The sequence below is a fragment of the Micromonospora sp. NPDC049497 genome (assembly GCF_044465805.1).
In the GTDB taxonomy this organism is placed as follows: domain Bacteria; phylum Actinomycetota; class Actinomycetes; order Mycobacteriales; family Micromonosporaceae; genus Micromonospora.
The window spans coordinates 213675-236786 of the sequence record NZ_JBITMC010000007.1 but is presented as its reverse complement, the minus strand read 5'-3'; the positions used below and the strand labels follow the sequence as shown (position 1 = coordinate 236786).

Here is a 23112-nt window from a genome sequence, read left to right as displayed (position 1 = left end):
TGCTCCCGTGGGGTGCGGCGGGGCAGGGCCGGAGGTCCCCCGGCGGCGGGTCGGCGGTCCGGTCCCCCGGGCGGCGGAGCGGTCAGGCGCCCACGGTGCCGTCGACGCCCTCCCGGATGAGGTCGGCGTGCCCGTTGTGCCGGGCGTACTCGTGCATGAGGTGCAGCATCACCAGCCGCAGTGACACGGTGTCGTCCCACCGGGCGTTGTAGCCGGTCACGTCCAGCGAGTCGGCCTCCCGCTCGATCCGGCGGGAGTGCTCCACCTCGTCCTGCCAGGCGGCGAACGCCTCGGAGCGGGTCGCGTCCCGCGCGTCGTACGCCGCCTGGAAGTCACCGGAGTCCGACCAGACCAACCCGATGTCCTCGCCGGCGATCACCCGCCGGAACCAGGTGCGCTCCACCTCGGCCATGTGCCGCACCAGGCCGAGCAGCGACAGCGTGGAGGGGGGCATGGACCGCCGCCGCAGTTCCTCGTCGGTGAGGCCGTCGCACTTCCAGGCCAGGGTGGCCCGGTGGTAGTCGAGGAACGCCCGCATCATCTCCCGCTCGTCCCCGACGACCGGTGGACCGATCCGCTCGGTGGGCACGTCGACACCTCCTCCTCCGGCGGCCCCGCGGGCCGTGGAGGAGTGATCATGCCTCAGCGGGCGGAGGAGCGGGCGACCGGCACGTCGAAGTACCGGTCCGGGTACGGCTCGTCGCGGTAGCGGTAGTGCCACCACTCACGGTCGTAGTTGACGAACCCGGCGTCGGTCATGAGGCTACGCAGCAGGTGCCGGTTGGCCCGCGCGGTCGCGTCCACGCCCCGGCTGTCGGTGTGGGCGAGCGGGTCGAAGCAGTCGAAGCCGGTTCCCATGTCGACGCTGTTGTCCGGGAACCGCTGCGCCCGCGGCGCGGTGCACGGCACGAGGGGCCGACCCGGGTCGTACGCCGGCTGCGGGGGCGTGGGCACGTCGACGAGCGTCAGGTCGACGGTGCTGCCCCGGCTGTGCGCGGTGGGCGCGCCGAGATACCCCCGGTCGAACAGCTCCGACTTGGCGACCCGCGGGTAGAACTCGCCCTTGGCCTGCTCCTCCCCCGGCCTCCGCCCCCACGCCACGAAGTCGTCGACGGCGCTCTGCGGCCGGTAGCAGTCGTACACCTTCAGGCTGCGGTTCCGGGCGAGCGCGGCGTCCTGCGCCCGGCGCAGCGCCTCCGCGGCGGGCCGGGTGAGCAGGCACAGCGGTTCGTCGTAGCCGGCGACGGGACGGCCGACGAAGGTGTGCGCCGTGGCGTACCGGATGTCGGTGCGGATGCGCGGGTCGACGTCGGTGAGCACCACCAGGTCGGGCGCCGGCGTGGGCGCGCCCGTCGCCGTGGGCTCGGGCTCGGGTGCCGGGCGGTCGCAGGCGCCGGCCAGGACGGCCACCGCCAGCAGCGCGGCCATGCCGACGGATGCGGGCGTACGCCGGGCGACCGGGCCGGGCCGCCGGGAGGTCCCCCGGCAGCGCGTCACGGGCGGCGGTCGTACCGCTGCCGTACCACCCGGCGACGCAGGAGCAGGGCCACCAGGACCGCACCGCCGGCCACCGCGCCGAGGGCCGGCCACGGCACGCTCGGCCCGCCGCCGAGGGGACCGCTGGCGGCCGCCTGCCGGGCGTCCCCGGTGGCGACCGGTGGCGGCGGGGCGGACGGGGAGGCGTCCAGCTCGCCCGGGTCGACGAGGCGACCCACGGTGGCGGTCCGCGGCAGGGAGAAGCCCCAGTCCAGCAGGGCGGCACCCTGCTCCCAGCCTCGGGCCGGCTGCGGCTCGGCGCCGAGCAGGGTCACCACCAGGCGGCGCCCGTTCCGTTCGGCCGCACCGACGTACGTGTGCCGCGCGAGGTCGGTGAAGCCGGTCTTGCCGCCCAGCGCACCGGGATAGCGGTAGATGAGCTGGTTCTCGTTCTGGATCTCGAATCCCTTGGTGCGGTGCACCCGCTGGGCGGGGATCAGGTGGGTCTCGGTCAGCGCGTACCGCCGGAAGGTCGGGTCGGCGAAGCACGCCCGGGCGATCAGCGCCAGGTCGTACGCGCTGGTGAACTGGCCCCGGCCGTCCAGCCCGGACGGGGTCACCGCGTGGGTCTGCCGCGCGCCGAGGCGGTGCGCGTACTCGTTCATGGCGCGGACGCCGCCGGCCGCCCCGTCGGATCCGCCGCCGAGGCGGGCCAGCACGTTGGCGGCCTCGTTGCCGGACTGCAGCAGCAGCCCCAGCCACACCGTCTCCACCCGGTAGCGACCGCCGGCCACCAACCCCACCGCCGACGAGCCCGGCTCGATGTCCATGTCCTCGTCGGTGACGGTGACGACCTGGTTCGGGTCGAGGCGGGGCAGCATCGTGGCCGCGAGCAGCAGCTTCTGCACGCTCGCCGGGGTGCCGTACTCGTGCGGGCCGCAGCCGCCCAGCACCTGCCCGGTGTCGAGGTCCGCGACCAGCCACGACGTCGCGGTCACCCCGGGCGGCCGGGTGACCCCGGCGGGGATGACCAGCCCGGCGGTGGCCAGCGCCGGCCCGCCGACCGCCCGCTCCGCCGGCACCGCCGGGGGTGGTGCGGGACGCGGCGGGCGGGACACGCGGGGTGCCGGCACGCGCGGGCACGGCATGTCCGCCGCGCCCGATCCGACCGGAGTACGCGCCGCCGGGTCCCCCGCCTGGTCCGCCACGTCCGGCGCTCCCGGAGCCGCGGGGGCTTTCGGGGACGTGGACCGGTGCGTTCGCGCGGGGTTCGCCGACGCCCCGGCCGGTGTGGCCGGGACCAGCGCGCCGGGCAGGAGAACGGCGGTCGCCGTGGCCGCCAGCAGCCGAGCTCTCATGCCCCTGACCCTAGTCGGCAAGATCGGCGTCGTGGGCGTGGTTGACCCCGCCCGGCCTTCGGAGATCTTGGTACGGGATGGCCCCTGGAGGGGCCGTTCGCCACCAAGATTTCTCCGGGTCCCGAATGCCGGGAGCCAAATGATCGGATCGGTCAGGAACCGACGGGCGTACGGGGGCCGGCGTCGCTGTCCGCCACCGGAGCGTTCCGGGTGGCGGCCAGGCTCCAGACGATCGACGCGGCGAGGGTGGCGACGATGACGCCGAGGGTGACCGGGATGGGCAGCTTCCCGACCGGGGTCTCCGACAGGATCAGCTTCACCCCGGCGAAGGCGAACAGGAACGCCAGCCCGTAGTGCAGCTTGGTGAAGCGGCGCAGCAGTCCGGCCAGGCAGAAGTAGAGGCTGCGCAGGCCGAGGACGGCGAAGGCGTTCGCGGTCCAGACGATGAAGGTGCTGGTGGTGATCGCCAGGACTGCGGCGACCGAGTCGACGGCGAAGATGAGGTCGGTGGCCTCGACCGCGATCAGCACGACGAACAGCAGCGTCGCCACCCGCTTGCCGTCGATCCGGACGAAGAAGCGCTCCCCGTGGTAGCGGGCGTCGGTGGGGACGATCCGGCGGACCGCGCGGACGACCAGGTTGCGGTCGGGGTGGATCTCCTGGTCGTGCTGGAAGGCCATCTTCCAGCCGGTGTAGAGCAGGAAGGCACCGAACACGTACGCGGTCCAGAAGAACGTCTCCAGCAGTTCCGCGCCGACGAAGATGAACACCAGGCGGAACAGCAGCGCGCCGACGACACCCCAGAAGAGCACCTTGTGCTGGTACGCCGGGGGCACCGCGAAGTAGGTGAAGATCAGCGCGAAGACGAAGACGTTGTCGACGGAGAGCGCCTTCTCGATGAGGTAGCCGGCGTAGTAGGCACCGGCCGCCTCGTCGCCCTGCCACAGCCAGAGCAGGACACCGAAGGCGAGCCCGGCAGCGATCCAGATGGCCGACCAGACCGCCGCCTCGCGGAAGCCGATGACGTGGTTGTCGCGGTGCAGGAACAGGTCCACGGCGAGCATGAGGGCGATGGCGACGGTCAGCGCCACCCAGGCCCACCACGGGACGGGGAAGGACATTGGACTCCCTTCGACCGGCCGGCGCACGTCGCCGGCGAGCGGGCCGAAGGTCTCCCCGAACCGCCGTGGCGGCGGCCCGCACCGCCGGGACCGGTGTGGATCCGTACTGACGGCGGCGCGTCCGGTGGCGGGTACTCCCCCTCGAACTACGTACTAGTATTCACGAAGTGCTGTTCGCTTGTCTAGCGCTTCGGCCGCGCGATTCCCGTTGAACCTTCCGACCCCCACCCCCGTATCCATCGCCGGAAGCAGCGGACGGATCCGGGTCGCGGTGGGAGCGATCCCGGGACCTCCGCCGAACGTTCGAGGGAGGCCAGGGAACCGTTCCACCGACGCGGCGCGAATTCTCGCCGGCCGCCGTCGCCGTTCCGACGTCCTCCCGTCACACCGCGCCCAGGGTGGTCCGACACCCACCGTCGGCCCGCGCGCGGTCACACCAAGGATGAGGTGCATGGTCACGCGTACGCAGAAACAGGCCGTCCTCAAGCTCGGCGGGATCGGCGCCGTCGCCGCCCTGCTGCTCGGCGCGGGACTGCAGTTGGCCTCCGCCGGTGAGAACAGCCGGGGCACGCGGGCCGCCGGCGCGGTCACGGTGAGCTGCCCGTCGGTGGCCGACAGGGTCGGTGCCGTACCGGCCGCCGCTCGGGCCGGCGTGGATCAGGAGCTGCGCAACCTGGAGCAGCAGATCGTCAACGTCAACGCCCGGCTGGCCCGGGAGCCGGGGCAGGCGGCCAACCAGCTCAACGACATCGCCGGCAAGCGGCGCGCGGTGCTCGACCGGATCCGGCTGAACATCACCCGCGTCGGCGGCACGGCCCCGGCCGGCCTGGAGTCCCTCGCCGGGTGCGTCCTGAACGGCGCGGACAACGCGGGGAACGGGAACACCGGCGACGCGGGCGGCGTCGCCGGTGCGCGTACGGTGAACTGCCCGAGCGTCAGCGACAAGCTGCCCGCGATCCCCGCCGCGGCGGCGGCCGGCGTCGAGCGGGAACTGGGCAACCTGGACCGGGAGATCGCCAACGCCAACGCCCGCCTGGCCCGGCTGGCGGTCAAGCCGGAAGGCGGGCCGAACTTCGTCCAGAACGCCATCCTCGGCCCGCTGAAGAGCAAGCGGACCGCCGTCCTGGACCGCATCGAGATCGACATCAACCGGGCCGGTGGCCAGCGGCCGAACCTCGACGCACTCGCCACCTGCACCCTGAACTGACCCGGCGACGACCGACGGGCGGCGCTCGGCTCCCGGCGCCGCCCGTCCCCGTCAATACCCTGCGTACTTCCTCACAAGCCGTTGTCCACGGCGTCACCCTCCGACTAGAACCGGAGCAACGATCGCCCGGATCTCCCGGCGACGGTGGCGAGGTGATGGCCGTGGCTCTGATCTCCTACGACGACACCGATTCGGCGGCGTTCGCCGCCACCCGCGAGCTGCCCCCGGCGAGCCTGGATCGCTGGCGGCACGCGGTGCACCACCACCTGCGCCTCCGCACGACCACCACGCTCCTGGACCTGGGCGCCGGCACCGGGGCGTGGGCGTCGGCCTTCACCGAGTGGTTCGGCGTACGGGTGGTGGCGGTGGAACCGGCCGCGTCGATGCGGGACCGCTGCGCCCACCGGCCCCTGCTCGCCGGGGACGCCACCGCGCTGCCCCTGCGCGACTCCAGCGTCGACGCCGCCTGGCTGTCCACGATGGTGCACCACATCCCGGACCTCGACGCGGCGGCCCGGGAACTGCGCCGGGTGCTCCGGCCCGGCGCACCGGTGCTCGTCCGCTCGCCGTTCCCCGGCCGGCACCAGCGGATCGGCCTGTTCCACTGGTTCCCCGAGGCGATGCGGGTGCTGCGCACGTACCCCGATCTGGCCCGCGTGCGCACCGCGTTCGCGGCGGCCGGGTTCCCGGTGAGCAGCGTGGAGCCGGTCGCGCAGACCACCGCCACGTCCCTGGCCGACTTCGCGCGACGCCTGGACCGGCAGGCCCACACGCCCCTGCAACTGATCAGCGACGCGGAGTACGAGGCGGGGGTGGCCCGGCTGCGGGCCGCCGCACCGCACGTCACGGGCCCCGTCGTGGACCACCTCGACCTGCTGGTGCTGCGCTGAGACACGGACCCTAGGCGATACCCCGCAGCCAGCGCCGCTGCCAGGGCGTCTCCACCGCGCGGGGGCGGTAGTGCGCGCGTACCCACGGCACGGCCTCCCCGGCCGGCAGCCCATCGAGGACGGCGAGGGCGGCCAGGGCCGTCCCGGTCCGGCCGGTACCACCGCGGCAGGCCACCTCGACCCGCTCGCCCGCGTGGGCCCGGCGCAGCGCCTCCCGCAGCGCGTCGAGGGCGTCGGCCCGGTCCACCGGCACCCAGAAGTCCGGCCACCGGATCCGCCGGTGCGGCCACGCCGGCAGCGGCCCGTCCGCCAGCAGCAGGGCGAAGTCCGCGGGCACGGCGGCCGGGTCCCCGATGCGGCGTCCGCGCACGACGGCACCGCTGGGCAGGACGACCACACCGGGGGAATCCGCCCAGCTCGCTTCCGGTGTCACGCGACCTCCTCGGCGTCCCGATCCGATCCACCATCACTGTCGCATCCGTTACCTTTCAGTGCGCTCTAGCGAGCACAGGGTTGAAGGTAGTCCCGCCTTGCGGTGGGACGGTCCCGGTCTGATCCGCGTGCGCGGTGCCGGGTTGACGTTTCACGGCCACCGGCCCCGTGAGCGGGGTCTTTAAGGTCGGCTCCACGTCCTGCCACCGGGCCACTCCCGGCGGTTGCTGCGTTGGCCGCGAGCGCGGCCAGGTTACGGGCGGCGTTGAGGTCCCGGTCCAGGCCCACGCCGCAAGCCTGGCACTCGTATTTACGTTCGGACAGGGCGAGTTTGGCTTTCACTGCGCCGCATGCCGAACAGGTTTTCGAGGATGGATACCAGCGGTCGGCCACGAGCAGCCGGCCACCGTTCCAGGTGGTCTTGTAGGCGAGTTGGCGGCGCAGTTCGGCGAACCCGGCGTCGGCGATGTGCCGGGCCAGACGCCGGTTGCGCAGCATTCCGGTGACGTGGAGGTCTTCGACCACGATCACGCCGTGCTCGCGGGTCAGTCGAGTGGTGAGCTTGTGCAGCCCGTCGCGGCGCAGATGGGCGACCCGAGCGTGCGCACGCCCGAGCCGAGCCTGAGCGCGCCGCCACCGATTCGACGGACGCCGGCCGGTACGCCGATCCGGACCCACCTTGCGAGACAGAGCCCGCCCGAGTGCCCGTAGCCGTGACTGCGCGTGGGCGAGGTGTCGCGGGTTCGCTACCAGCTCGCCGGTGGACAGCGTCGCGAGGTGCGTGATGCCGAGGTCCACACCGATCACCGAGCCAGGCCGGGCCGGAGCGCGTTCAGCGCGGTCGACCTCGACACAGAACGCGACGTGCCAGCGTCCGCCGTCACGGCGCACAGTCGCGGACATGATCCGGGCGGTGCCGGCCTCGACGCGGCGGGCGAGTTTGCGGGCCGACTCGTGCAGCTTCAACCGGCCCAGTCGGGGCAGCACCACATGTTTGCGGTCCGGCTCGACGCGGATCGCGCCGGTGGTGAACCGCACGGCAGGGGTGGCACGGCGTCGGGACTTGAACCGGGGAAACCCCACCGGCCGGCCCGCGCGCTTCCCGGATCGGGAGTCGGACCAGTTCTTCAACGCCCTGGCCAGGGCGTCCAAGCCGGTGTTGAACGCCTCCTTCGAGCACTCCCGCCACCACGGCGCCACGTCCTGCTTGGCGACGTTCCACGCTTTGCGCAGGGCGGGAAGCGACCACGACACCACCTGGGTCAGCTGCTCGTCCGGGACGCCGTAGGAACGTTCCGCAACCCGCTGGTCCATGACCGCCTTCACCCGTGCCAGGGCCCAGTTGTGCGCGACCCGCGCCGCGCCGGCGTGCGCGAGCACCGCACGTTCCTGCGACGGAGTGAGGTCAAGCGCGAACCGGTACGCCTGGATCGCCTTCACGACGGGGCGTCCTGCGTGGCGGCTTCGACCGCGCGGCGGGCGCGATTCGCTGCGGCGCGGCGGCCGTACAGGCGAGCACACGACGACGTCAGAATCTCGGTAACGTCACCCACGAGGTCATCGTCCACCACGGCCGGATCAACCACCAGCAGCCGGCGGCCCTGCGCCGCGAGGGCCGCCTCGACACACTCGGCACCGAAGCGGACGAACCTGTCACGGTGCTCGACCACGATCGTCGACACGGCAGGGTCGCGCAGCAGAGCGAGGAACTTCTTGCGATGTCCGTTGAGCGCCGAGCCGACCTCGGTTCCCACGCGCGACACGGAAAGCTGCTGGCTCGTGGCCCACATGGTGACCCGGGCGACCTGCCGGTCCCGGTCGGGTCTCTGACCGGCCAACGACACACGTGCGTAGACGACAACCCGCCCCGCCTGCGGCACGGCAGTCAGCGGCTCGCCGACCATGACGAGCCGTCCGAGCCGGTACTTGGCAACGGGCAGCGCCCCGTCCGCGTAACGCCGCCGCGCGGTCGCGTACGAAACGCCGGCGCCGCCGCCCACTCCTTCACGTTCACAAGGTGACTTAGCACGCTCATGAGCACCAAAGCCACCGCTGCGCTGACCGTTAACGACCCCCGCGGTGAGCGGGAGCGCCGGCCTCAAGGGTGGCGAAGACAGTGCCGCCCCCGGAGCCCTGACGGGCGCCGGGGGCGGCACGAGGTGTCGGTGTGCAGGTCGCCTCTCGGCGAGTGGCACGGCGCGGCTCCAGCCGAACGGTATTCCGCGACGGCGATTTAGGTGAGGCCCGGGGACACTGGACACACCGACACCCGACTCAACACGCTACCCCGACTCCGCCTTCCCCACCCCCACGTGACGGACACCACGCCGACCGCCGTCAGCGGACGCCGTCGCGGTCACGCGACGAGGGCGCGTCGGACCAGGCACTGCGGTAGAGCGTGCCGCGGCCGGCGGGGTCGGGCACGCCGTGCGACCCGACGGGTGGCGTCTCCGGTTCCACGGGGACGGCGGCCGCGCGGCGGGTCCGGATGATCCGGGACACCACGAACCAGCCGACAGCCGCCACGACCGCGAGGATGACGACGTTCTGGAGCACGCCGACGTACCCCTCGACGAGGTGCCAGTTGTCCCCGAGCAGGTACCCGGCCATCACGAACGTGCTGTTCCAGATCAGGCTGCCCAACGTGGTGTAGACGACGAACGTCCGCACCGGCATCCGCTCCACCCCGGCGGGGATGGAGATGAGACTCCGGAAGATCGGGATCATCCGCCCGAAGAACACCGCCTTGGTGCCGTGCCGCAGGAACCACTCCTCCGTGCGGTCGACGTCGGTGAGCTTCACCAGCGGCAGCCGCTCGACGATCGCCCGCACCCGCTCCCGGCCCAGAGCCGCGCCGATCCAGTACAGGGCGAGGGCGCCGACCAGCGATCCGAGGGTGGTCCAGAAGATCGCGCTCACCACGCTCATCCGGCCCTGGCCGGCGACGAAGCCGGCGAGCGGAAGGATCACCTCGCTGGGGATCGGGGGAAAAAGGTTCTCCAGGGCGACGGCCAGGCCCGCGCCGGGTCCGCCGAGCCGCTCGACCAGGTCGGTGACGTAGCCGACCAGGCCGTCCTGCGGCGGAGCGGCCTCCCCCGTGGTGGTGCCGGCGGCGAGCAGGGCGTGCGCGGTGCGAGACATGGGCTACACGCTACGAACCGTTCCTGAGAGCCCGCCACGAGGCCCACCGCCTATGCTGCGGGTCGTCGCGGGGAGAGGAGCCGACGGTGCGTACGTCGTTGCGGATCGCCGTCGCCCAGCCACCGTGCCGGGCGTACGACGTCGCCGCGAACGCGGCCCACCACGCCGCCGCGGTCCGCGCGGCCGGCGCCCGGGTGGTGGTGTTCCCCGAGCTGTCGCTGACCGGGTACGAGCTGGACGCACCCGTGGTCCCCGAGGACGATCCGCGGTTGGCGGCGCTGGTGGCGGCGTGCGCCGACACCGGCACGCTCGCGCTGGCCGGCGCACCGGTGCGCGGCGACCACATCGCCACGCTCGCCGTGGACGGCACCGGGGCGCGGGTGGCGTACCGGAAGATGTTCCTCGGTGGCGCGGAGCCCGGCCGCTTCTCCCCCGGCGACGCTCCGGCGGTGCTCGACGTCGACGGTTGGCGGCTCGGCCTGGCGATCTGCAAGGACACCGGCGTGCCGGAGCAGGCGGCGCGGACGATCACGCCCGGCGTCGACGTGTACGTGGCGTCGATGGTCGACCTGGCCCGGGACGCGGCGGTCCAGGACGAGCGGGCGGTCCGGATCGCCACCACCCACGGGGTGTACGTGGCGGTGGCGAGCTGCGCCGGGCCGACCGGCGGCGGTTTCATCCGGACGGCCGGCCGGTCGGCGATCTGGTCGCCGGACGGTACGGTGCTGGCCCGGGCGGGCACCGGGCCGGGCGAGGTCGTCGGGGCGGTCCTCGGCTGAGGGGCCGGCGCGCGTCGCACCCCCTTCGACGCGGGCCTCGACGACGCTCAGTCGTCGTCCTGCCCGCTCCCGCCGGAGGTCGTGTCGACCCGGTCGAGCAGGGCGTCGAGCTGGGACGCGACCTGGGGGGAGAGGCGGTTGTCCTCGACCGCCTCCACCAGCCGCTCCCGCAGGTCCTGGACACGCTTGTCGCGGTCCTTCGGCTTGCTCCGGCTCAGTTCGGCGAGCTTGTCCGCCACCTCCTCGGCCGTCTTCGGGTCGATCTGACCGTCCCTGCGTGCCTGCAGGAGCACGGCGGCGAACTCGCCGGCCAGCTGCCGCAGGCTGACCTGCGCCGGTCGGGCGGTGACCGGCGGCGGGGCCGACGTGGCGGGTGCCGGTGGAGCGGAGCTGCTCGGCGCCTCGGTGGGGGCCGTGCTCGACGGAGCGGCCGGTCCGGCCGTGGTGGGCCGGTCGCGGTCGTTGTCGAGGGTCAGCACCGCGACCAGGCCCACGAGCAGGGCGAGGCCGGCGGCGACCAGCGCGGCGATCGGCCCGTTCGAGCGCCGGCGGGGCGGTGCCGCCGGGACGGGACGCGGGGTCGCACGGCCGGCAGCGACGGGTGGGGCGGCCGGCGTCACCGAACGGTCGACGAGGGTCGGGGGGTGCGCCACCGCCGCACCGACGGCGGCGTCGCGGCCCGGCGCTCCGTCGGCCGCCGACGGCAGGACGGCCGTGTCCTGGTCGGTCGGCCGCGCAGCGCCGAAGCGGGTGGCGAGGTGCCCGGCGCCGGGCCGGCGGGCGGGGTCGGCGTCGAGGCAGGCCAGGACGAGCCCGGCGACGTCGGCGGGGAGACCGGGCACCCGCAGCGGCGGCACCGGCGTCCGCCGGGTGTGCACCTCGAGGGCGTCCTCCCAGGTCTGCACGGGCCGGGGGGCGCGGCCGGTGAGGGTGCGGTAGAGAAGCGCGCCCAGGGCGTAGACGTCGCTGGCCGGATCGGGGGGCCCGGGACGCATCCGCTCCGGCGCGAAGTACGCGGGCGTACCCATCAGCAACTCGCCGGTCTGGCCGGCGAGCGGGTGGTGCGGCCCGGCGAGCGCGGCGATACCGAAGTCGAGCACCTTCGCACCGGTGTCGGTCAGCATCACGTTGCCCGGCTTGATGTCGCGGTGCACGACGCCGATGCGGTGGGCGGCGGCGAGCGCGGCGGCGACCTGTCCGGCCATCCGGACGGCCTCCGGCCAGGGCAGCGGGCCGCTGGTGAGCCGGTCGGCGAGGTTGCGCCCCTCGACCAGTTCCATCACCAGGTACGGCACGACGACACCGCCGGCGAGGGTCGCCTCGCCGTAGTCGTACACCTGGGTGACGTGCGGGTGGCTCAGCCGTGCGGCGGCGCGGGCCTCCCGCTGGATGGTGGCCCGCAGCTGCGGGTCGGTGGCGAGTTCCCCGGCGAGGGCCTTCACCGCGACGGGCCGGTGCAGGACCTCGTCGTCGGCGCGCCACACCTCGGACATCCCGCCGCGGCCGATGCGCTCGCGCAGGACGTAGCGGTCGTGCAGCCGAAGGCTGGTCGTGAACGGCGACATAGGCGCCCAGTCTGCCTGGTCGATGCCGGCAGTCACCACCCGCCGTGCCCGGTTAGGTGCTCTTAGCCGTGGATGGTCCCGCTTTCGGCCGACGCCCGGAGTGGCCGGGGTAACGCCGACGCACGCCCGCCGGTCCCGACCGTGGACGACGTCGGCCGTTCCGCGGGGCAGACGCGACGCCGGACGGTGTCAGGAGCAGCGGGGTGTGGCGGGCACCGGTGCGGGTTGGATGCGATCGGCGAGGCGGCGCAGGGCGCTCGCGGCGACGCGCCGGGTCGGCGCGAGCGGCGCGCGGCGGGGGCGGTCCGGACGGACCGGCGCATCCGGGCGCGCCGAGTTGACGTGCCGGAGCACCGCGTCGACGGCGACGACGTACCCGGTGGGCTGTTCCATGGTCATCTCCTCGGGACAGGTCCGGTGGAGGTCCGGACGACGAGTTCGGTGGGGAGCAGGACGTGGCCGGCGACCGGGTCCTCGGGGGGGTCGAGCAGAAGTTCGGCGGCGAGCCGGCCCTTCTCCTCGGCGGGCTGCCGCACGGTGGTCAGACCGGCTGCGGCGGCCTCGGCGACATCGTCGAAGCCGGTCACCGCGCACGGCGGCCCGCCGGCGGCGGCGAGGGCGCCCAGGACGCCGAGGGCCAGGACGTCGGAGCAGGCGAGGATCGCCGTCGGGCGGTCGGGGGCGGCGAGGACGGCGGCCACGGCCCGAGCGCCGGCCGTCCGGCTGTTGCCGGCCGCGGTGAGCAGGGTCAGCTCCGGCCAGGCCACGCCGACCTCGGCGAACGCGTCGGCGAAGCCGGTGAGCCGGCCGCGGGTCGTGGGGTGCGGGACGTCGGCGACGTCGGCGAGCCGCAGCTCGCCGGGGGGCGCGTCGGGCAGGACGGTGTCGCCGAGCAGCGCGACCCGGCGGTGGCCGAGGGCGGCCACGTGGGCGGCGGCCGAGCGGGCCGCGGCCCGCTCGTCGATCGCGACGTAACGGTCGGCAGGGCCGGCGTCCACGCGCGGCGCGGTGGTGACGAAGGGCAGGTTGCGGGCACGGATCGCGTCGAGGGCCGCGGTCTCGTCGCCCGCGCAGTAGACGCAGAAGCCGTCGACTCCGGCGTTGTCCACCGCGCGCCGGGCGCCGGCGGCGTCGGCCGGCAGCGGCACGAGCAGCAGCCCGGTGCCGTGCCGCTCGGCCGCCGACGCGACGCCGGCCAGGAAGCGGACCGCGAAGGGGTCCGTGAAGGCGTACGACAGCTGGGACGTGAACAGCACCCCGACCGCCCCGACGACGCCGCGCCGCAGCGAGCGGGCGGTGGGGTTGGGCCCGGGGTAACCGATCTGCCGGGCGGTCTCCAGGATCCGCTCCCGCAGCGCGGCGGAGAGCTGGTCGGGCCGGCAGTACGCGTTGGAGACGGTGCTCCGCGAAACGCCCACGGCGTCGGCGACGGCCTGGAGTGTCGGCTTCACGGTCACCTCTCGCTGGCTTCTGGATCGATTCAGCTTTCTGTATCGATCCAGAGATTAGCGACAGTGACCACCGCCGGTCAATACCGGACGCCGGGAGAAAAACGACGCACCCCGCCGGGCCGAGGCCGGACGGGGTGCGATGGGCGCGCGAGCGGGTCAGGACACGCGGGCGACAGCCCCGTACATGCTGACCTCGGCGACCGACGGGCGGGGCTGCGGGGCACCCTCGGCACGCCACTCGGCCACCGAGGTGATGCCCGGCTCCACCACGTGGAGCCCGTCGAAGAAGCGGGTGAACTCGTCCAGGCTGCGCAGGTTGATCACACCGTGCGGACCGCCACCCTTGGCAGCCGCCCTCGCCTCGGCGGCGACCTGCGGCGGCAGGTAGTCGTGCGTGGCGTGCGAGGCGGCCAGGTAACTGCCGTCCGGCAGCGCGTCGAGCAGCCGCCGGACCACCGCGTACGGGTCGTCGCCGTCGGGCACGAAGTGCAGGATGGCCACCAGCATCAGCGCGACCGGCTGGGACAGGTCGATGGTGCGCCGCAGGTCGGGGTGGTCGAGGATCTTCTCCGGGTCCCGCAGGTCGGCGTCGATGTAGGCGGTCGCGCCCTGCGGCGAACTGGTCAGCAGCGCCCGGGCGTGCGCCAGCACGATCGGGTCGTTGTCGACGTACACCACCCGGGACTCCGGCGCGATGGACTGGGCGACCTCGTGGGTGTTGTCCGCGGTCGGGATCCCGGTGCCGATGTCGAGGAACTGCCGGATGCCCGCCTCGCGGGTCAGGTAGCCGACGGCACGCTGGAGGAAACGGCGGTTCTCCAGGGCCGACGTGCGGATGGTCGGGAAGGCCGCCGCCATCGCGTCACCGGACTCGCGGTCGGCCTGGAAGTTGTCCTTGCCACCCAGCCAGTAGTTGTAGCGGCGGGCCGGGTGGGCGACCGAGGTGTCGATGCGATCGCTGGGATGGGCGGAACCGGTCGTCGCACCTGGAGCATCGGTGGTCAAGGCAGCCTCCATGACTCTGTGCCACCCGCGATGGTGGGTCCGTCCACTGTCGCCGGACCCGACCATGCTAGTGCCACATCGGGTCGTGGCGCGGCCCCCGGGAGCGACTCATTCCCGGTACAGGTCGTCCAGGATGCGATGGAGGATCTCCGGCGTACGCTCCGGCGGCTCGGCCTCCACGCAGAGCCGCTCCATGGCCACCGCGTAGTAGTCGAGGTCGTCGCGCTTGTCCAGGTAGAGCGCACTGGTGAGCTGTTCGATGTAGACGATGTCGGGCAGCTCCGCGTCGCCGAAGCGCAGGATGGTGAAGGCCCCTCCGGCGGCGGCGTGCCCACCCGCGGCGAACGGAATCACCTGGAGGCGGATGTGGGACGACTTGGTCGCCTCGATGAGAGCCTCCACCTGGCCGCGCATCACCTCCGGCCCGCCGATCGGCCGGCGCAGCGCGGCCTCGTCGAGCACCACCCACAGTTGCGGCGGGCTCTCCCGGCGCAGGAGGTGTTGGCGCTGCATCCGCAGCTCGACCCGGCGTTCGATCTCGCCCGGGGCGGCACGGCCGTGGCCGAGCAGCACCACGGCCCGCGCGTAGTCGCGGGTCTGGAGCAGTCCCGGGACGAACTGCACCTCGTACGTGCGGATCAGGGACGCGGCGGCCTCCAGCCCCAGGTACGCCTGGAACCAGGTGGGCAGCACGTCGGTGTACCGGTGCCACCAGCCGGGGCTGTTGGCGTCGCGGGCCAGCTTGAGCAGCGCGTCCCGCTCCTCGGGCACCGTGACCCCGTAGAGCGTGAGCAGGTCGGCGACATCGCGTTCCTTGAAACCGACCCGGCCCAGCTCCATCCGGCTGATCTTCGACTCGGAGGCCCGGATCTCCCATCCGGCGCCCTCGCGGGTCACTCCGCTGGACTCGCGCAGCCGGCGCAGCTGGGCGCCGAGGAGGATGCGCAGGACGGTGGGGCCGGTCGCCGGACCTCCCTCGGCGGGAACCATCGCCACTGCCGCCCTCCGCACGCCGGAACCCATGCCGGGCGGGCCACCGCCGACCCGACCGACGTGTAAGCATGCCATGGACGGTCAGTGAGGTGAATGCCTCCGGACCGGATAATCGGTCCCTTCCGCCGGACGGCAGGTCAGTCGATCAGGTGGTCGAAGTCCCCGTCACGGGCGCCGAGGACGAAAGCCGCGATCTCGTCGACGGTGTAGATCAGGGCGGGCCCCTCGGGGTGACGGGAGTTGCGCAGGGCGATGCCGGCCCCGCCGGGCAGTTCGGCCAGCTCGACGCAGTTGCCGCTCGGGTTGCTCCGGCGACTCTTCTGCCAACGCAGCGGCGGGAGCTGGTTGATGGGAACGCCGTTCGGTGGCTGCTGCTGCATGGGCGTCTTCCTCTTCGAGCGCCCCGGCCGGTGCCCGGTGTGCAGACGGTGCTGGCACGAGGGGCGGGCATCGACGAAAGCGCTTCCTGCACGTGCATTTGCTATTGCATCTGCATTAGACAGCGAGCATGATAACGCACGTGCGCGGTACCCATCCGTTCACTTTGAGTTACCTGAAACTGGGCTGCCACCAGGGAAAACACCGCGCGGCGCGGAGGCGCCGAGCGACCGCCGGCGAGGCCGGGGGAAACAGCGTGACGGGAGGGCTCGTGGCGGATCCGTTGACCATCGCGTCCGGCATCTGCGCCGCGGGAGCTCTCCTCTCGACCTGGCAGTTGCGCCGGCGCGCGGTCCACGCCGAGGCCGAGATCGGGCTCCTCCAGGCCGAGCTCGCCGCCGAACGGCACGCTGCCAGCCACGACCCGCTCACCGGGCTGCCCAACCGCCGGGCCTTCTACCGGCTCGCGACGACCCTGCTGACCGACGCGGCCGGCCGGCCCCTGATCGCCGTCGTCCTGGACCTCGACGACTTCAAGCAGATCAACGACCGCTACGGGCACGCGGCGGGCGACCAGGTGCTGGTGAGCGTGGCCGAGCGGTTCGCGGCCTTCGCCGGGGACAACCTGGTGGCCCGCCTCGGCGGCGACGAGTTCGCCGGGCTGCTGACCACCCCGACCGTCGACGGCCGGTGGATCGAGCACGCCACCCGTCGCCTCTGCGAAACCCTCGCCGCGCCGATCCCGCTGGGCGGGTTCAGCCTCCGGGTCACCGCGTCCGTGGGCCTGGCCCCGGTCACCGGGCCGACCCAGCTCACCGAGGCCCTCGACCACGCGGACGCGGCGATGTACCGGGCCAAGAGCCTGGGACCGGCCCGCACGCGGCGGCAACTGGTCGAGAGCGCCCCGCTCGCCGACTGAACCCCTACGCCGGCAGCCGTGCGGCGCTGCGGCCCCGCGTCGAGGAGGTCGCCGGATCAGCGGCACCCGGGTCTGGCCGGCGGCCGGCGCGACGTACTGGGTCGGCGAGGCGCTGCACAAGACCGACCACGTAGACGCCCGACCCCAAGCCGCACACCACTGGCCGCACCACGAAGGCCCTCGCGCTCAACAGCGCGCACCTGGCCCGGCTGCTCGTGGAGCAGCCGTACCCGCCGCCGGAGGCGCACAGCGCCGCCGTGGGACCCAGCCGCGAGCCGGGCTGACCGGGCCGGGCCGCCACGACGAAACGGTCAGCGCCAGCCGTAGCCGGTGCGCAGCGCCAGCCCCACCCGGTCGAACCGCGGCCGGTCCAGCACCGCGCCCTCACGCCGGATGCTGTCCTCGCGCATGGTCAGCACCCGGTCCAGGCGTACCCAGCTAGCGCGGTTGTCCCGGTCCCACGAGCCGGGCCCCAGCGCGAGCCAGTGGCGCTGGCCGTCCCGCTCGCTCTGGCTGGACAGCATCAACCCGAACAGGGTCCGGCTGTGCCGGCCGACCACCAGCACCGGCCGGTCCTTGCCCTGCCGGGGATCGTCCTCGTACGGCACCCAGGTCCAGACGATCTCCCCCGGGTCGGCCTGTCCGTCGGGCTCCGGCGCGTACGTCAGCTCGCGCCGTTGCAGCGCCGCGACGTGGCGCCGCCGGGCGACCTGGGCGGGCGCGGGCCCGGGACGCCGGGGCCCCGGGATGACGCCGCCGAGACGCGCGGCCACGTTCCTGAGAAGACCTGCCACGGCGGGCAGCCTATCCCGCGTGGTGCGGGCATGATCGACGGCATGACGCCTGCCCTGCCGGACGACTTCCCCGTCATCGAGCGCCACGCCGTGCGGGTGGTGGTCCTCGACGCCGACCAGCGGGTGCTGCTCTTTCACACCCGGGACCCCGAGCACCCTCGGCTCGGCACCTGGTGGGAACTGCCCGGCGGGGGGATGGACCCGGGTGAGACGTACCTCGACACGGCCGTCCGGGAACTGCGCGAGGAGAGCGGCATCGTGGCGCTCCCCGCGCAGGTGGGACCGCCCGCGTGGCGGCGCCGGGCGAGCTTCCTGCACCGTCGTACGCGCCACGTCCAGGACGAGGTGGTCGTCACGGTCCGGCTCACCGGTCCCGGGCCGGAGGTCGACGAGGCGGACCGGCTGGCGTACGAGCGGGAGGACTACTTCGGCTTCCGCTGGTGGCCGGTGGACGAGATCGTGGCCGGGCGGGAGCGGTTCTACCCGGGCCGCCTGCCGGACCTGCTCCCCGTCCTCCTGGCTGGCGAGGAGATCGACGAACCGTTCGAGCTGTGGTCGTGACGTACGGCGCGGGACCGGGCACAGTAGGGCGGTGACCGATCTGCGCCCGCCCCTCGCCCGGTACGCCGAGCGCCTGCACGCCACGCTCGGCGACCGGCACCACGTCGCCTCCCCGCTCGGCGCCTGGCTGCTGCTGGCCCTGAGTGGACCGGCCGCCACCGCCGGGACCCGGGACGATCTGGAGTCGGTGCTCGGCATGGACGTGGACGCCGCCGCCGCGACCGCCCGCGCGCTGCTGGACGATCCACACCCGCTGGTCGGCGCCGCGAGCGGGGTGTGGCACCGGCCGGGGTCCGACACGCGCCAGCTCGACGACTGGTCGGCGGGCCTGCCATGGCGTACGGCGACCGGCCCGCTGCCCGACGGGTCCGCTCTGGACGCCTGGGCCCGGGAGCACAGCCTGGGGCTCGTGGAGCGGTTCCCGATCACGGTCGGGCCCGACACCCTGCTGGTGCTGGCCAGCGCGCTGGCCACCCGGATCTCCTGGGCCGACCCGTTCACGGTGACCGAGGCGGACGCCCTCGGCGCCGGCAGCCCGTGGGCGGGGACGCTGCGGTGGGTGCTGCGGACACCCCCGTACGGTCACCGGTGCTGGATCGCCCGCACCTCGCGGGCGGGGGACGTCGTCGTGCACGCCGCGCCCGCCCGGCCCGCGGACGACGGGGCCGGACTGCTGGTGGTGTCGGTGGCGGCGATGCCCGACGTGCCGCCGGTCGACGTTCTCGCCGCCGCGCACGACATCGCCGCGCAGGCCGCCGCCGGCACCGGCGGACACCGGGCCGGCTCCCTCTACGACCTCCCGCTCGGCGACACTCCGCTGTGGACCGTATGCGAGGAGCCCACCCGGACATCCGCACCCGACGGGCGAGCCGAGTCCGTCGCGGCGGTGCTGCCCGCGTGGTCGGCGGAGAACCACCACGACCTGTCCGCGCCCGCCCTCGGCTTTCCCGCCGCCGCGCGCGCCCTCGGTGACCTGCTGGGCGCGCCGGACCCGCCGTTCGAGGTGGCTCAGGCGGCGGTGGCCCGGTACGGCCGCTTCGGCTTCGAGGCCGCCGCCGTCACCGCCTTCGGGGTGGCCGCCGGCCTTCCGCCCGAGGGGGTGATCCGGGTCGCGGAGCTGCGCTTCGCCCACCCGTACGCCGTGGTCGCCGTCGCCACCGACGACCGTGCCGGCGGCGCGGCGGCCGGACCCTGGCACGGTGTCCCGGTCTTCTCCGCCTGGGTGGCCGAGCCGGAGGAGGTGCCCGAGGCCGACCTCGCGGACCCGCCGATGCAGTGGTGAGTCCGCTCAGCTCTCGTGCGGCGGGCGCGGGATCGGCTGGGCCATGCCGTCGAAGTCGCGGGGCAGCTGGGCCACCATGTCGCGGAACTCCTCGACGGTGACCGCCTCGCGCAGGGTGACGAAGACCGCCGCGGCGCCCACCCGGGCCGTCTCGTCGTCGACCCCGGCCCGCTCGGACACCCGGCGCAGGAAGTCCGCCGGCCCGCCCCCCTCGGCCGGACCGTCCCACGCTCCCGGGCCCGGCTCGGCGAGGTAGCCACCGGTCTCGTCCGGCAGGTGGCCGGCCAGGTCGGCGACGTCCCCACCGGTCATCCGGTCGACCATCGTCTGCAGCACCGCGCGGGAGATCACGGCGGCCTGCGCGGTGGGAAGGCCCGACCGGCGGGACACCGCGTCGACGAAAAGGGGAAACCGCACGCCGCCCTCCTGACCTCACCGGACCCGCCGCGCTTACCCCCATCGGCTCCCGGCAAACGACCGCGCCGGGCTCGTCGATCTTCGCGTTGCCGGGCGCGTCAACGCTCCGGGTCGTCGTCGGCGAGGACGTCGAGCAGCAGGGCGGCGGTCCAGCCGAAGGCCGGTGAGCCGAGCCCGACGCCGGTGTCCGGGTGGAAGTACTCGTGGCATCCGGACCGCGCGACGAGGTCGATCATCGACTGCCGCAGGCCGGCCGCGAGGTCCGGCCGGCCGTGGTCGCGCAGCCCTCGACGCAGCAGCCAGGCCAGGTTCAACCAGCTCGGGCCGCGCCAGTAGCGCAGCGGCTCGAAGTCCGGTGCGGTCCGGTCGTGACTGGGCAGCGGCCGGTCCATCCGGCGGGCCACCCCGAACCGGGCCGAGCACGCCTCCTCGATCACCGTCGCCGCCGGGCGGGCGGGCAGGTCGGGCAGCATCAGGGGCATCAGGCCGAGGGCCGTCCGGGCCGGGATCAACCGGTCGGTACGCAGGTCGCGAGGCTGGAACGTCCCGGTGACCGGGTCGTACAGCCGCCGCAGGAGGGCCTCGGTGATCCGCGCCGCCCGCTCCCGGTGCGGACCGGGGTCCGCGCCGACCACCGTGGCGATCCGGGCGAGGGCGTGTTCGGCGGCACCCGCGGCGGCGTTGAGCAGCGGACACTCCACCAGCCACGGATGCCGGTCGGCGAGCCCGTCGTCGCGGTAGCGCTGCTCCCGATAGGAGGCCACGATCGCGACGTAGCGCGCGTAGTCCAGGTCCGTGGGGCGGTGCGCGGCGTCGGCGTGCGCGGTGTCGTGCCGGCGGTACGCGGACATGACGGCGACGTCGGCGGGCACCGCCGCCATCGGGGCGTCCCAGGCGGGGCTGTTGTCCACGCCGGACTCCCAGGGGTGGACGACCGCCGCCAGCCCACTGCCGGCGACGTCCCGGTGGGTGGCGAGGTAGCGCTGCTGGGCCAGCAGTCGGGGGTAGAGCCGGCGCAGCTCCGACCGGCCCTGCTCCGACGGCGCCCGGCGGTACGCGAGCCACGCCGCGAGCGCGTGCACCGGCGGCTGGATCAGCCCCGACGTGGCGGCGGTCGGCGCGGCGTCGGCGACGGCCGAGTGCCAGAACTCCGGCCCGGGGAAGTACGAGCCGACCGGCAGCGCCGCGTTGAACACGATGTGCGGCACCCGCCCGTCGGCCCACTGGGCCCGGAACAGGCTGGCCAGCTCCCGCCAGGCGCGCTCGGGACGGACGTGGGACCAGCCGATCGCGATGAACGCCGAGTCCCAGCTCCACTGGTGCGGGTAGAGGGTCCGGGACGGCACCGTGTGGTCGTGTTCCCAGTTGCTCTCCAGGGTGTCGACGGCGAGCTGCCACAGCTCCGCGGGGGCGCGCACCGCACCGGTGCTCGTCCCGGTCATGCCGCCGCCGCCCGGGGCTGGGCGTGCCGCAGCACGGTCGCCGCCTGTTGCAGGGCCCGGACCGGGTCGCCGCGCAGCCGGCACTCCAGCGCCAGCCACCCGGTGTAGCGGATGTCCAGCAGGGTCCGCAGCAGCAGTGGCCAGTCCAGGTGGCCGGCACCGGGCTGGTAGCGGTTGGAGTCGCTGACCTGGACGTGGCCCAGGTACGGCGCGGCGGCGCGCAGCGCGGCGGGTGCGTCGTCCTCCTCGATGTTCATGTGGAAGGTGTCGGCGACCACCCGCACCGAGGGCAGGCCGACCGCCGCGCAGAGGGTGACCGCGTCGTCGAGCCGGTTGACCATGTGGTCCTCGTACCGGTTCAGGGGCTCCAGGAAGAGGGTGACCCCCTCGGCGCGGGCGTGCTCGCCCAACTCGCCCAGGGCGTCGACGAGGACCTGCCGGTCGCCGGCCGGCGACCGGGGCGGGTCGAACGGCGGCAGCCGGCGGGAGAACATCCCCCACGCGGCCGGGGTCATCGCCCCGATACCGCCCACCTCGGCGATGACCGACAACTGCGAGCGCAGGTTGCGCACCGCGTCGCGGGACCGCTCGGGGTCGAAGTCCCCGATGAAGTGGTCCATCTCCACGCAGACGGTGGGCATCACCACCCCGGCGGCACGGGCCCGGCGCAGCTCGGGCAGCCGCCCGGCGAACGACAGGTCACCACGGCCGCGCAGCTCGACGGCGTCGTAGCCGAGCGCGGTGGCGAGGGCGTACTTGCGGATCAGGTCGGTGCCCGGCAGGAGCTGTTCCTGGCAGGCCAGTGGAATCGTCATTCAGAACCTCAGCACGACTTGGAGGACGTCACCGTCACCGCGGTCGAGCAGCGCCAGCGCGTCGGCCACCGCGCTGGCGTTGACGACGTGGCTCACCAGCGGCAGCGGGTCGACGCTGCCGTCCGCCACCAGTTCCATGAAGGTCCGTGCGACACGCTCACCGGTCCACCGGCCGGCCATGCCGGGTGCCGGAGTCGGCCCGGAAACCTGGGCCGCCACCAACTGGATCCGGTTGTGGTGGAACTCCTCGCCCAGGCCGAGGCCGTCGGCCTGCCCCTGGTAGAAGCCGGCGGCCACGACGCGGCCGGCGTGGGCAGTGGCCCGGATCGCCTCGTGCAGCGCCGGGTAGGCGCCGGACAGCTCCAGGCAGACGTCCGCACCCCGACCCCCGGTCGCCGCGCGCAGCACGGCGGCGGCGGAGTCGGTGCCGGCGTCGACGACCGTACGCGCGCCGAGGCGGGCGGCGTGCGCCAGCCGGCTGGGCACCCGGTCGACCGCCACCACCCGGGCACCGGACAGCGCCGCGAGCCGGGTGGCGAGCAGACCGATGACGCCCTGCCCGAAGACCCCGACCCAGTCTCCGAGGTGCAGGTCGGCCGCGAGCACGGCGGTGAGGGCGATGGCGCCGGGGCGGGCGAAGACCGCGGCGAGCGGGTCGAGCCCGACCGGCAGCGGGTGTACCGCACCGGCGGGGAGCACCGCCTCGGCGCGGTGTCCCCAGATGCCCCACACGATCTGGCCCCGTTGCCGGTCGGCGACGTCCGGCGCGACCTCGACGATCTCACCGACCTCCTCGTAGCCGAAACCCACCAGGGGGTACGGCACCGAGGTCTGGCGGGGGACGAACATCCGGGTGACGTCGTCCCAGTCCTTGCTGAGCCGGGGGTTGCTGCCGCGGTAGAGGGTCAGCTCCGTGCCGGCGGAGATGCCCGAGTAGCAGGTGAGGACACGAACCTGGCCGGGGCCGAGCGGATCCGGGGGAACGGGCTCGAGGCTGATCTGTCGAGGCCCGGCAAGAGAGACAACCCAGTTGACCATGAGTCACATCCCGGTAGCACTGGGTTTCATCGTAGGCAAAAAATCGTT

At 74.0% G+C, this 23112-nt stretch carries 25 protein-coding genes; 6 read left to right on the top strand and 19 right to left on the bottom strand.

Going from position 1 to position 23112, the window contains the following annotated elements; genetic code table 11:
• Nucleotides 1-82 precede the first annotated feature (82 nt).
• From ACIBR0_RS13520 to ACIBR0_RS13505, 4 genes are all read right to left on the bottom strand, one after another.
• Nucleotides 83-589, bottom strand: coding sequence for a DinB family protein (locus tag ACIBR0_RS13520; protein ID WP_396715297.1), 507 nt, complete (start codon nucleotides 587-589; stop codon nucleotides 83-85).
• Nucleotides 590-642: 53 nt separating this feature from the next.
• Complete coding sequence (locus ACIBR0_RS13515) at nucleotides 643-1428, bottom strand: M15 family metallopeptidase (RefSeq protein ID WP_396715295.1); 786 nt, start codon at nucleotides 1426-1428, stop codon at nucleotides 643-645.
• Between the two features lie 65 nt (nucleotides 1429-1493).
• Nucleotides 1494-2834: a D-alanyl-D-alanine carboxypeptidase family protein gene (locus ACIBR0_RS13510; protein WP_396715293.1), complete on the bottom strand. Its 1341-nt coding sequence runs from the start codon at nucleotides 2832-2834 to the stop codon at nucleotides 1494-1496.
• A 152-nt stretch (nucleotides 2835-2986) separates the two neighbouring features.
• Nucleotides 2987-3955 (bottom strand): TerC family protein, encoded by a 969-nt coding sequence (locus tag ACIBR0_RS13505; RefSeq protein WP_396715291.1) that lies wholly within the window; start codon nucleotides 3953-3955, stop codon nucleotides 2987-2989.
• A 451-nt stretch (nucleotides 3956-4406) separates the two neighbouring features.
• On the opposite strand from ACIBR0_RS13505, the gene ACIBR0_RS13500 reads away from it, so the two are divergent.
• Both ACIBR0_RS13500 and ACIBR0_RS13495 read left to right on the top strand, forming a co-directional pair.
• Nucleotides 4407-5162 carry a hypothetical protein gene (locus ACIBR0_RS13500; RefSeq protein WP_396715289.1) on the top strand — a complete coding sequence of 252 codons (756 nt, stop codon included), beginning with the start codon at nucleotides 4407-4409 and terminating at the stop codon, nucleotides 5160-5162.
• A gap of 161 nt (nucleotides 5163-5323) precedes the next feature.
• Nucleotides 5324-6052, top strand: coding sequence for a class I SAM-dependent methyltransferase (locus tag ACIBR0_RS13495; RefSeq protein ID WP_396715287.1), 729 nt, complete (start codon nucleotides 5324-5326; stop codon nucleotides 6050-6052).
• 10 nt (nucleotides 6053-6062) lie between these two features.
• Here the strand turns inward: ACIBR0_RS13495 and ACIBR0_RS13490 are convergent, their stop codons facing one another.
• The 4 genes from ACIBR0_RS13490 to ACIBR0_RS13475 form a co-directional block, all read right to left on the bottom strand.
• Nucleotides 6063-6485 carry a protein-tyrosine phosphatase family protein gene (locus ACIBR0_RS13490; RefSeq protein WP_396715285.1) on the bottom strand — a complete coding sequence of 141 codons (423 nt, stop codon included), beginning with the start codon at nucleotides 6483-6485 and terminating at the stop codon, nucleotides 6063-6065.
• Nucleotides 6486-6550: 65 nt separating this feature from the next.
• Nucleotides 6551-7924 (bottom strand): IS607 family element RNA-guided endonuclease TnpB, encoded by a 1374-nt coding sequence (gene tnpB / locus ACIBR0_RS13485; RefSeq protein WP_396715283.1) that lies wholly within the window; start codon nucleotides 7922-7924, stop codon nucleotides 6551-6553.
• Nucleotides 7921-8484 (bottom strand): IS607 family transposase, encoded by a 564-nt coding sequence (locus ACIBR0_RS13480; RefSeq protein WP_396715281.1) that lies wholly within the window; start codon nucleotides 8482-8484, stop codon nucleotides 7921-7923. The genes tnpB and ACIBR0_RS13480 overlap by 4 nt, the downstream gene beginning before the upstream one ends.
• A 337-nt stretch (nucleotides 8485-8821) precedes the next feature.
• Nucleotides 8822-9625: a DedA family protein gene (locus ACIBR0_RS13475; RefSeq protein ID WP_396715279.1), complete on the bottom strand. Its 804-nt coding sequence runs from the start codon at nucleotides 9623-9625 to the stop codon at nucleotides 8822-8824.
• 86 nt (nucleotides 9626-9711) lie between these two features.
• Between ACIBR0_RS13475 and ACIBR0_RS13470 the strand changes: the two genes are divergently transcribed.
• Complete coding sequence (locus ACIBR0_RS13470; protein ID WP_396715277.1) at nucleotides 9712-10404, top strand: carbon-nitrogen hydrolase family protein; 693 nt, start codon at nucleotides 9712-9714, stop codon at nucleotides 10402-10404.
• A 47-nt stretch (nucleotides 10405-10451) separates the two neighbouring features.
• Here ACIBR0_RS13470 and ACIBR0_RS13465 read toward each other — a convergent pair whose 3' ends face one another.
• From ACIBR0_RS13465 to ACIBR0_RS13440, 6 genes are all read right to left on the bottom strand, one after another.
• Nucleotides 10452-11969, bottom strand: coding sequence for a protein kinase (locus tag ACIBR0_RS13465; RefSeq protein WP_396715275.1), 1518 nt, complete (start codon nucleotides 11967-11969; stop codon nucleotides 10452-10454).
• A gap of 189 nt (nucleotides 11970-12158) precedes the next feature.
• Nucleotides 12159-12362, bottom strand: a complete 204-nt coding sequence (locus ACIBR0_RS13460) for a hypothetical protein (protein WP_396715273.1) — start codon at nucleotides 12360-12362, stop codon at nucleotides 12159-12161.
• 2 nt (nucleotides 12363-12364) lie between these two features.
• Nucleotides 12365-13420 (bottom strand): LacI family DNA-binding transcriptional regulator, encoded by a 1056-nt coding sequence (locus ACIBR0_RS13455; RefSeq protein WP_396715271.1) that lies wholly within the window; start codon nucleotides 13418-13420, stop codon nucleotides 12365-12367.
• Between the two features lie 156 nt (nucleotides 13421-13576).
• Nucleotides 13577-14437, bottom strand: a complete 861-nt coding sequence (locus tag ACIBR0_RS13450) for an SAM-dependent methyltransferase (protein WP_396715269.1) — start codon at nucleotides 14435-14437, stop codon at nucleotides 13577-13579.
• A 96-nt stretch (nucleotides 14438-14533) separates the two neighbouring features.
• Nucleotides 14534-15421 (bottom strand): helix-turn-helix domain-containing protein, encoded by an 888-nt coding sequence (locus tag ACIBR0_RS13445; protein WP_396715352.1) that lies wholly within the window; start codon nucleotides 15419-15421, stop codon nucleotides 14534-14536.
• A gap of 134 nt (nucleotides 15422-15555) precedes the next feature.
• The gene (locus ACIBR0_RS13440; protein ID WP_357038003.1) at nucleotides 15556-15798 is read right to left on the bottom strand and encodes a DUF397 domain-containing protein; all 243 of its coding nucleotides are present in this window, start codon (nucleotides 15796-15798) and stop codon (nucleotides 15556-15558) included.
• 269 nt (nucleotides 15799-16067) lie between these two features.
• On the opposite strand from ACIBR0_RS13440, the gene ACIBR0_RS13435 reads away from it, so the two are divergent.
• Entirely contained in the window at nucleotides 16068-16715 is a 648-nt protein-coding gene (locus ACIBR0_RS13435) for a GGDEF domain-containing protein (protein ID WP_396715267.1), read from the top strand.
• Between the two features lie 311 nt (nucleotides 16716-17026).
• Here ACIBR0_RS13435 and ACIBR0_RS13430 read toward each other — a convergent pair whose 3' ends face one another.
• On the bottom strand, nucleotides 17027-17509 hold the full coding sequence (locus ACIBR0_RS13430) for a type II toxin-antitoxin system PemK/MazF family toxin (protein ID WP_396715265.1): 483 nt from the start codon (nucleotides 17507-17509) through the stop codon (nucleotides 17027-17029).
• A 42-nt stretch (nucleotides 17510-17551) separates the two neighbouring features.
• Between ACIBR0_RS13430 and ACIBR0_RS13425 the strand changes: the two genes are divergently transcribed.
• Entirely contained in the window at nucleotides 17552-18070 is a 519-nt protein-coding gene (locus tag ACIBR0_RS13425; protein WP_396715263.1) for an NUDIX hydrolase, read from the top strand.
• 31 nt (nucleotides 18071-18101) lie between these two features.
• Complete coding sequence (locus ACIBR0_RS13420) at nucleotides 18102-19352, top strand: hypothetical protein (RefSeq protein ID WP_396715261.1); 1251 nt, start codon at nucleotides 18102-18104, stop codon at nucleotides 19350-19352.
• A gap of 6 nt (nucleotides 19353-19358) precedes the next feature.
• Here ACIBR0_RS13420 and ACIBR0_RS13415 read toward each other — a convergent pair whose 3' ends face one another.
• The 4 genes from ACIBR0_RS13415 to ACIBR0_RS13400 all read right to left on the bottom strand — a co-directional run bounded on the left by ACIBR0_RS13415 (nucleotide 19359) and on the right by ACIBR0_RS13400 (nucleotide 23064).
• On the bottom strand, nucleotides 19359-19769 hold the full coding sequence (locus ACIBR0_RS13415; RefSeq protein WP_357042233.1) for a DUF2267 domain-containing protein: 411 nt from the start codon (nucleotides 19767-19769) through the stop codon (nucleotides 19359-19361).
• Nucleotides 19770-19867: 98 nt separating this feature from the next.
• Entirely contained in the window at nucleotides 19868-21211 is a 1344-nt protein-coding gene (locus ACIBR0_RS13410; RefSeq protein ID WP_396715258.1) for an MGH1-like glycoside hydrolase domain-containing protein, read from the bottom strand.
• Complete coding sequence (locus ACIBR0_RS13405; RefSeq protein WP_396715256.1) at nucleotides 21208-22026, bottom strand: sugar phosphate isomerase/epimerase family protein; 819 nt, start codon at nucleotides 22024-22026, stop codon at nucleotides 21208-21210. Before ACIBR0_RS13405 ends, ACIBR0_RS13410 begins: the two co-directional genes overlap by 4 nt.
• Nucleotides 22027-23064, bottom strand: a complete 1038-nt coding sequence (locus tag ACIBR0_RS13400) for a zinc-binding dehydrogenase (protein ID WP_396715254.1) — start codon at nucleotides 23062-23064, stop codon at nucleotides 22027-22029. It abuts the gene before it with no gap.
• Nucleotides 23065-23112: the final 48 nt, after the last annotated feature.

What these genes read in the sequence shown, in the direction of transcription:
- ACIBR0_RS13465 (WP_396715275.1), bottom strand. Translation starts at nt 11,969, where the DNA reads ATGTCGCCGTTCACGACCAGCCTTCGGCTGCACGACCGCTACGTCCTG.
- ACIBR0_RS13460 (WP_396715273.1), bottom strand. Translation starts at nt 12,362, where the DNA reads ATGGAACAGCCCACCGGGTACGTCGTCGCCGTCGACGCGGTGCTCCGG.
- ACIBR0_RS13450 (WP_396715269.1), bottom strand. Translation starts at nt 14,437, where the DNA reads ATGGAGGCTGCCTTGACCACCGATGCTCCAGGTGCGACGACCGGTTCC.
- ACIBR0_RS13475 (WP_396715279.1), bottom strand. Translation starts at nt 9,625, where the DNA reads ATGTCTCGCACCGCGCACGCCCTGCTCGCCGCCGGCACCACCACGGGG.
- ACIBR0_RS13410 (WP_396715258.1), bottom strand. Translation starts at nt 21,211, where the DNA reads ATGACCGGGACGAGCACCGGTGCGGTGCGCGCCCCCGCGGAGCTGTGG.
- ACIBR0_RS13405 (WP_396715256.1), bottom strand. Translation starts at nt 22,026, where the DNA reads ATGACGATTCCACTGGCCTGCCAGGAACAGCTCCTGCCGGGCACCGAC.
- ACIBR0_RS13515 (WP_396715295.1), bottom strand. Translation starts at nt 1,428, where the DNA reads ATGGCCGCGCTGCTGGCGGTGGCCGTCCTGGCCGGCGCCTGCGACCGC.
- ACIBR0_RS13400 (WP_396715254.1), bottom strand. Translation starts at nt 23,064, where the DNA reads ATGGTCAACTGGGTTGTCTCTCTTGCCGGGCCTCGACAGATCAGCCTC.
- ACIBR0_RS13425 (WP_396715263.1), top strand. Translation starts at nt 17,552, where the DNA reads ATGACGCCTGCCCTGCCGGACGACTTCCCCGTCATCGAGCGCCACGCC.
- ACIBR0_RS13440 (WP_357038003.1), bottom strand. Translation starts at nt 15,798, where the DNA reads ATGCAGCAGCAGCCACCGAACGGCGTTCCCATCAACCAGCTCCCGCCG.
- ACIBR0_RS13510 (WP_396715293.1), bottom strand. Translation starts at nt 2,834, where the DNA reads ATGAGAGCTCGGCTGCTGGCGGCCACGGCGACCGCCGTTCTCCTGCCC.
- ACIBR0_RS13505 (WP_396715291.1), bottom strand. Translation starts at nt 3,955, where the DNA reads ATGTCCTTCCCCGTCCCGTGGTGGGCCTGGGTGGCGCTGACCGTCGCC.
- ACIBR0_RS13500 (WP_396715289.1), top strand. Translation starts at nt 4,407, where the DNA reads ATGGTCACGCGTACGCAGAAACAGGCCGTCCTCAAGCTCGGCGGGATC.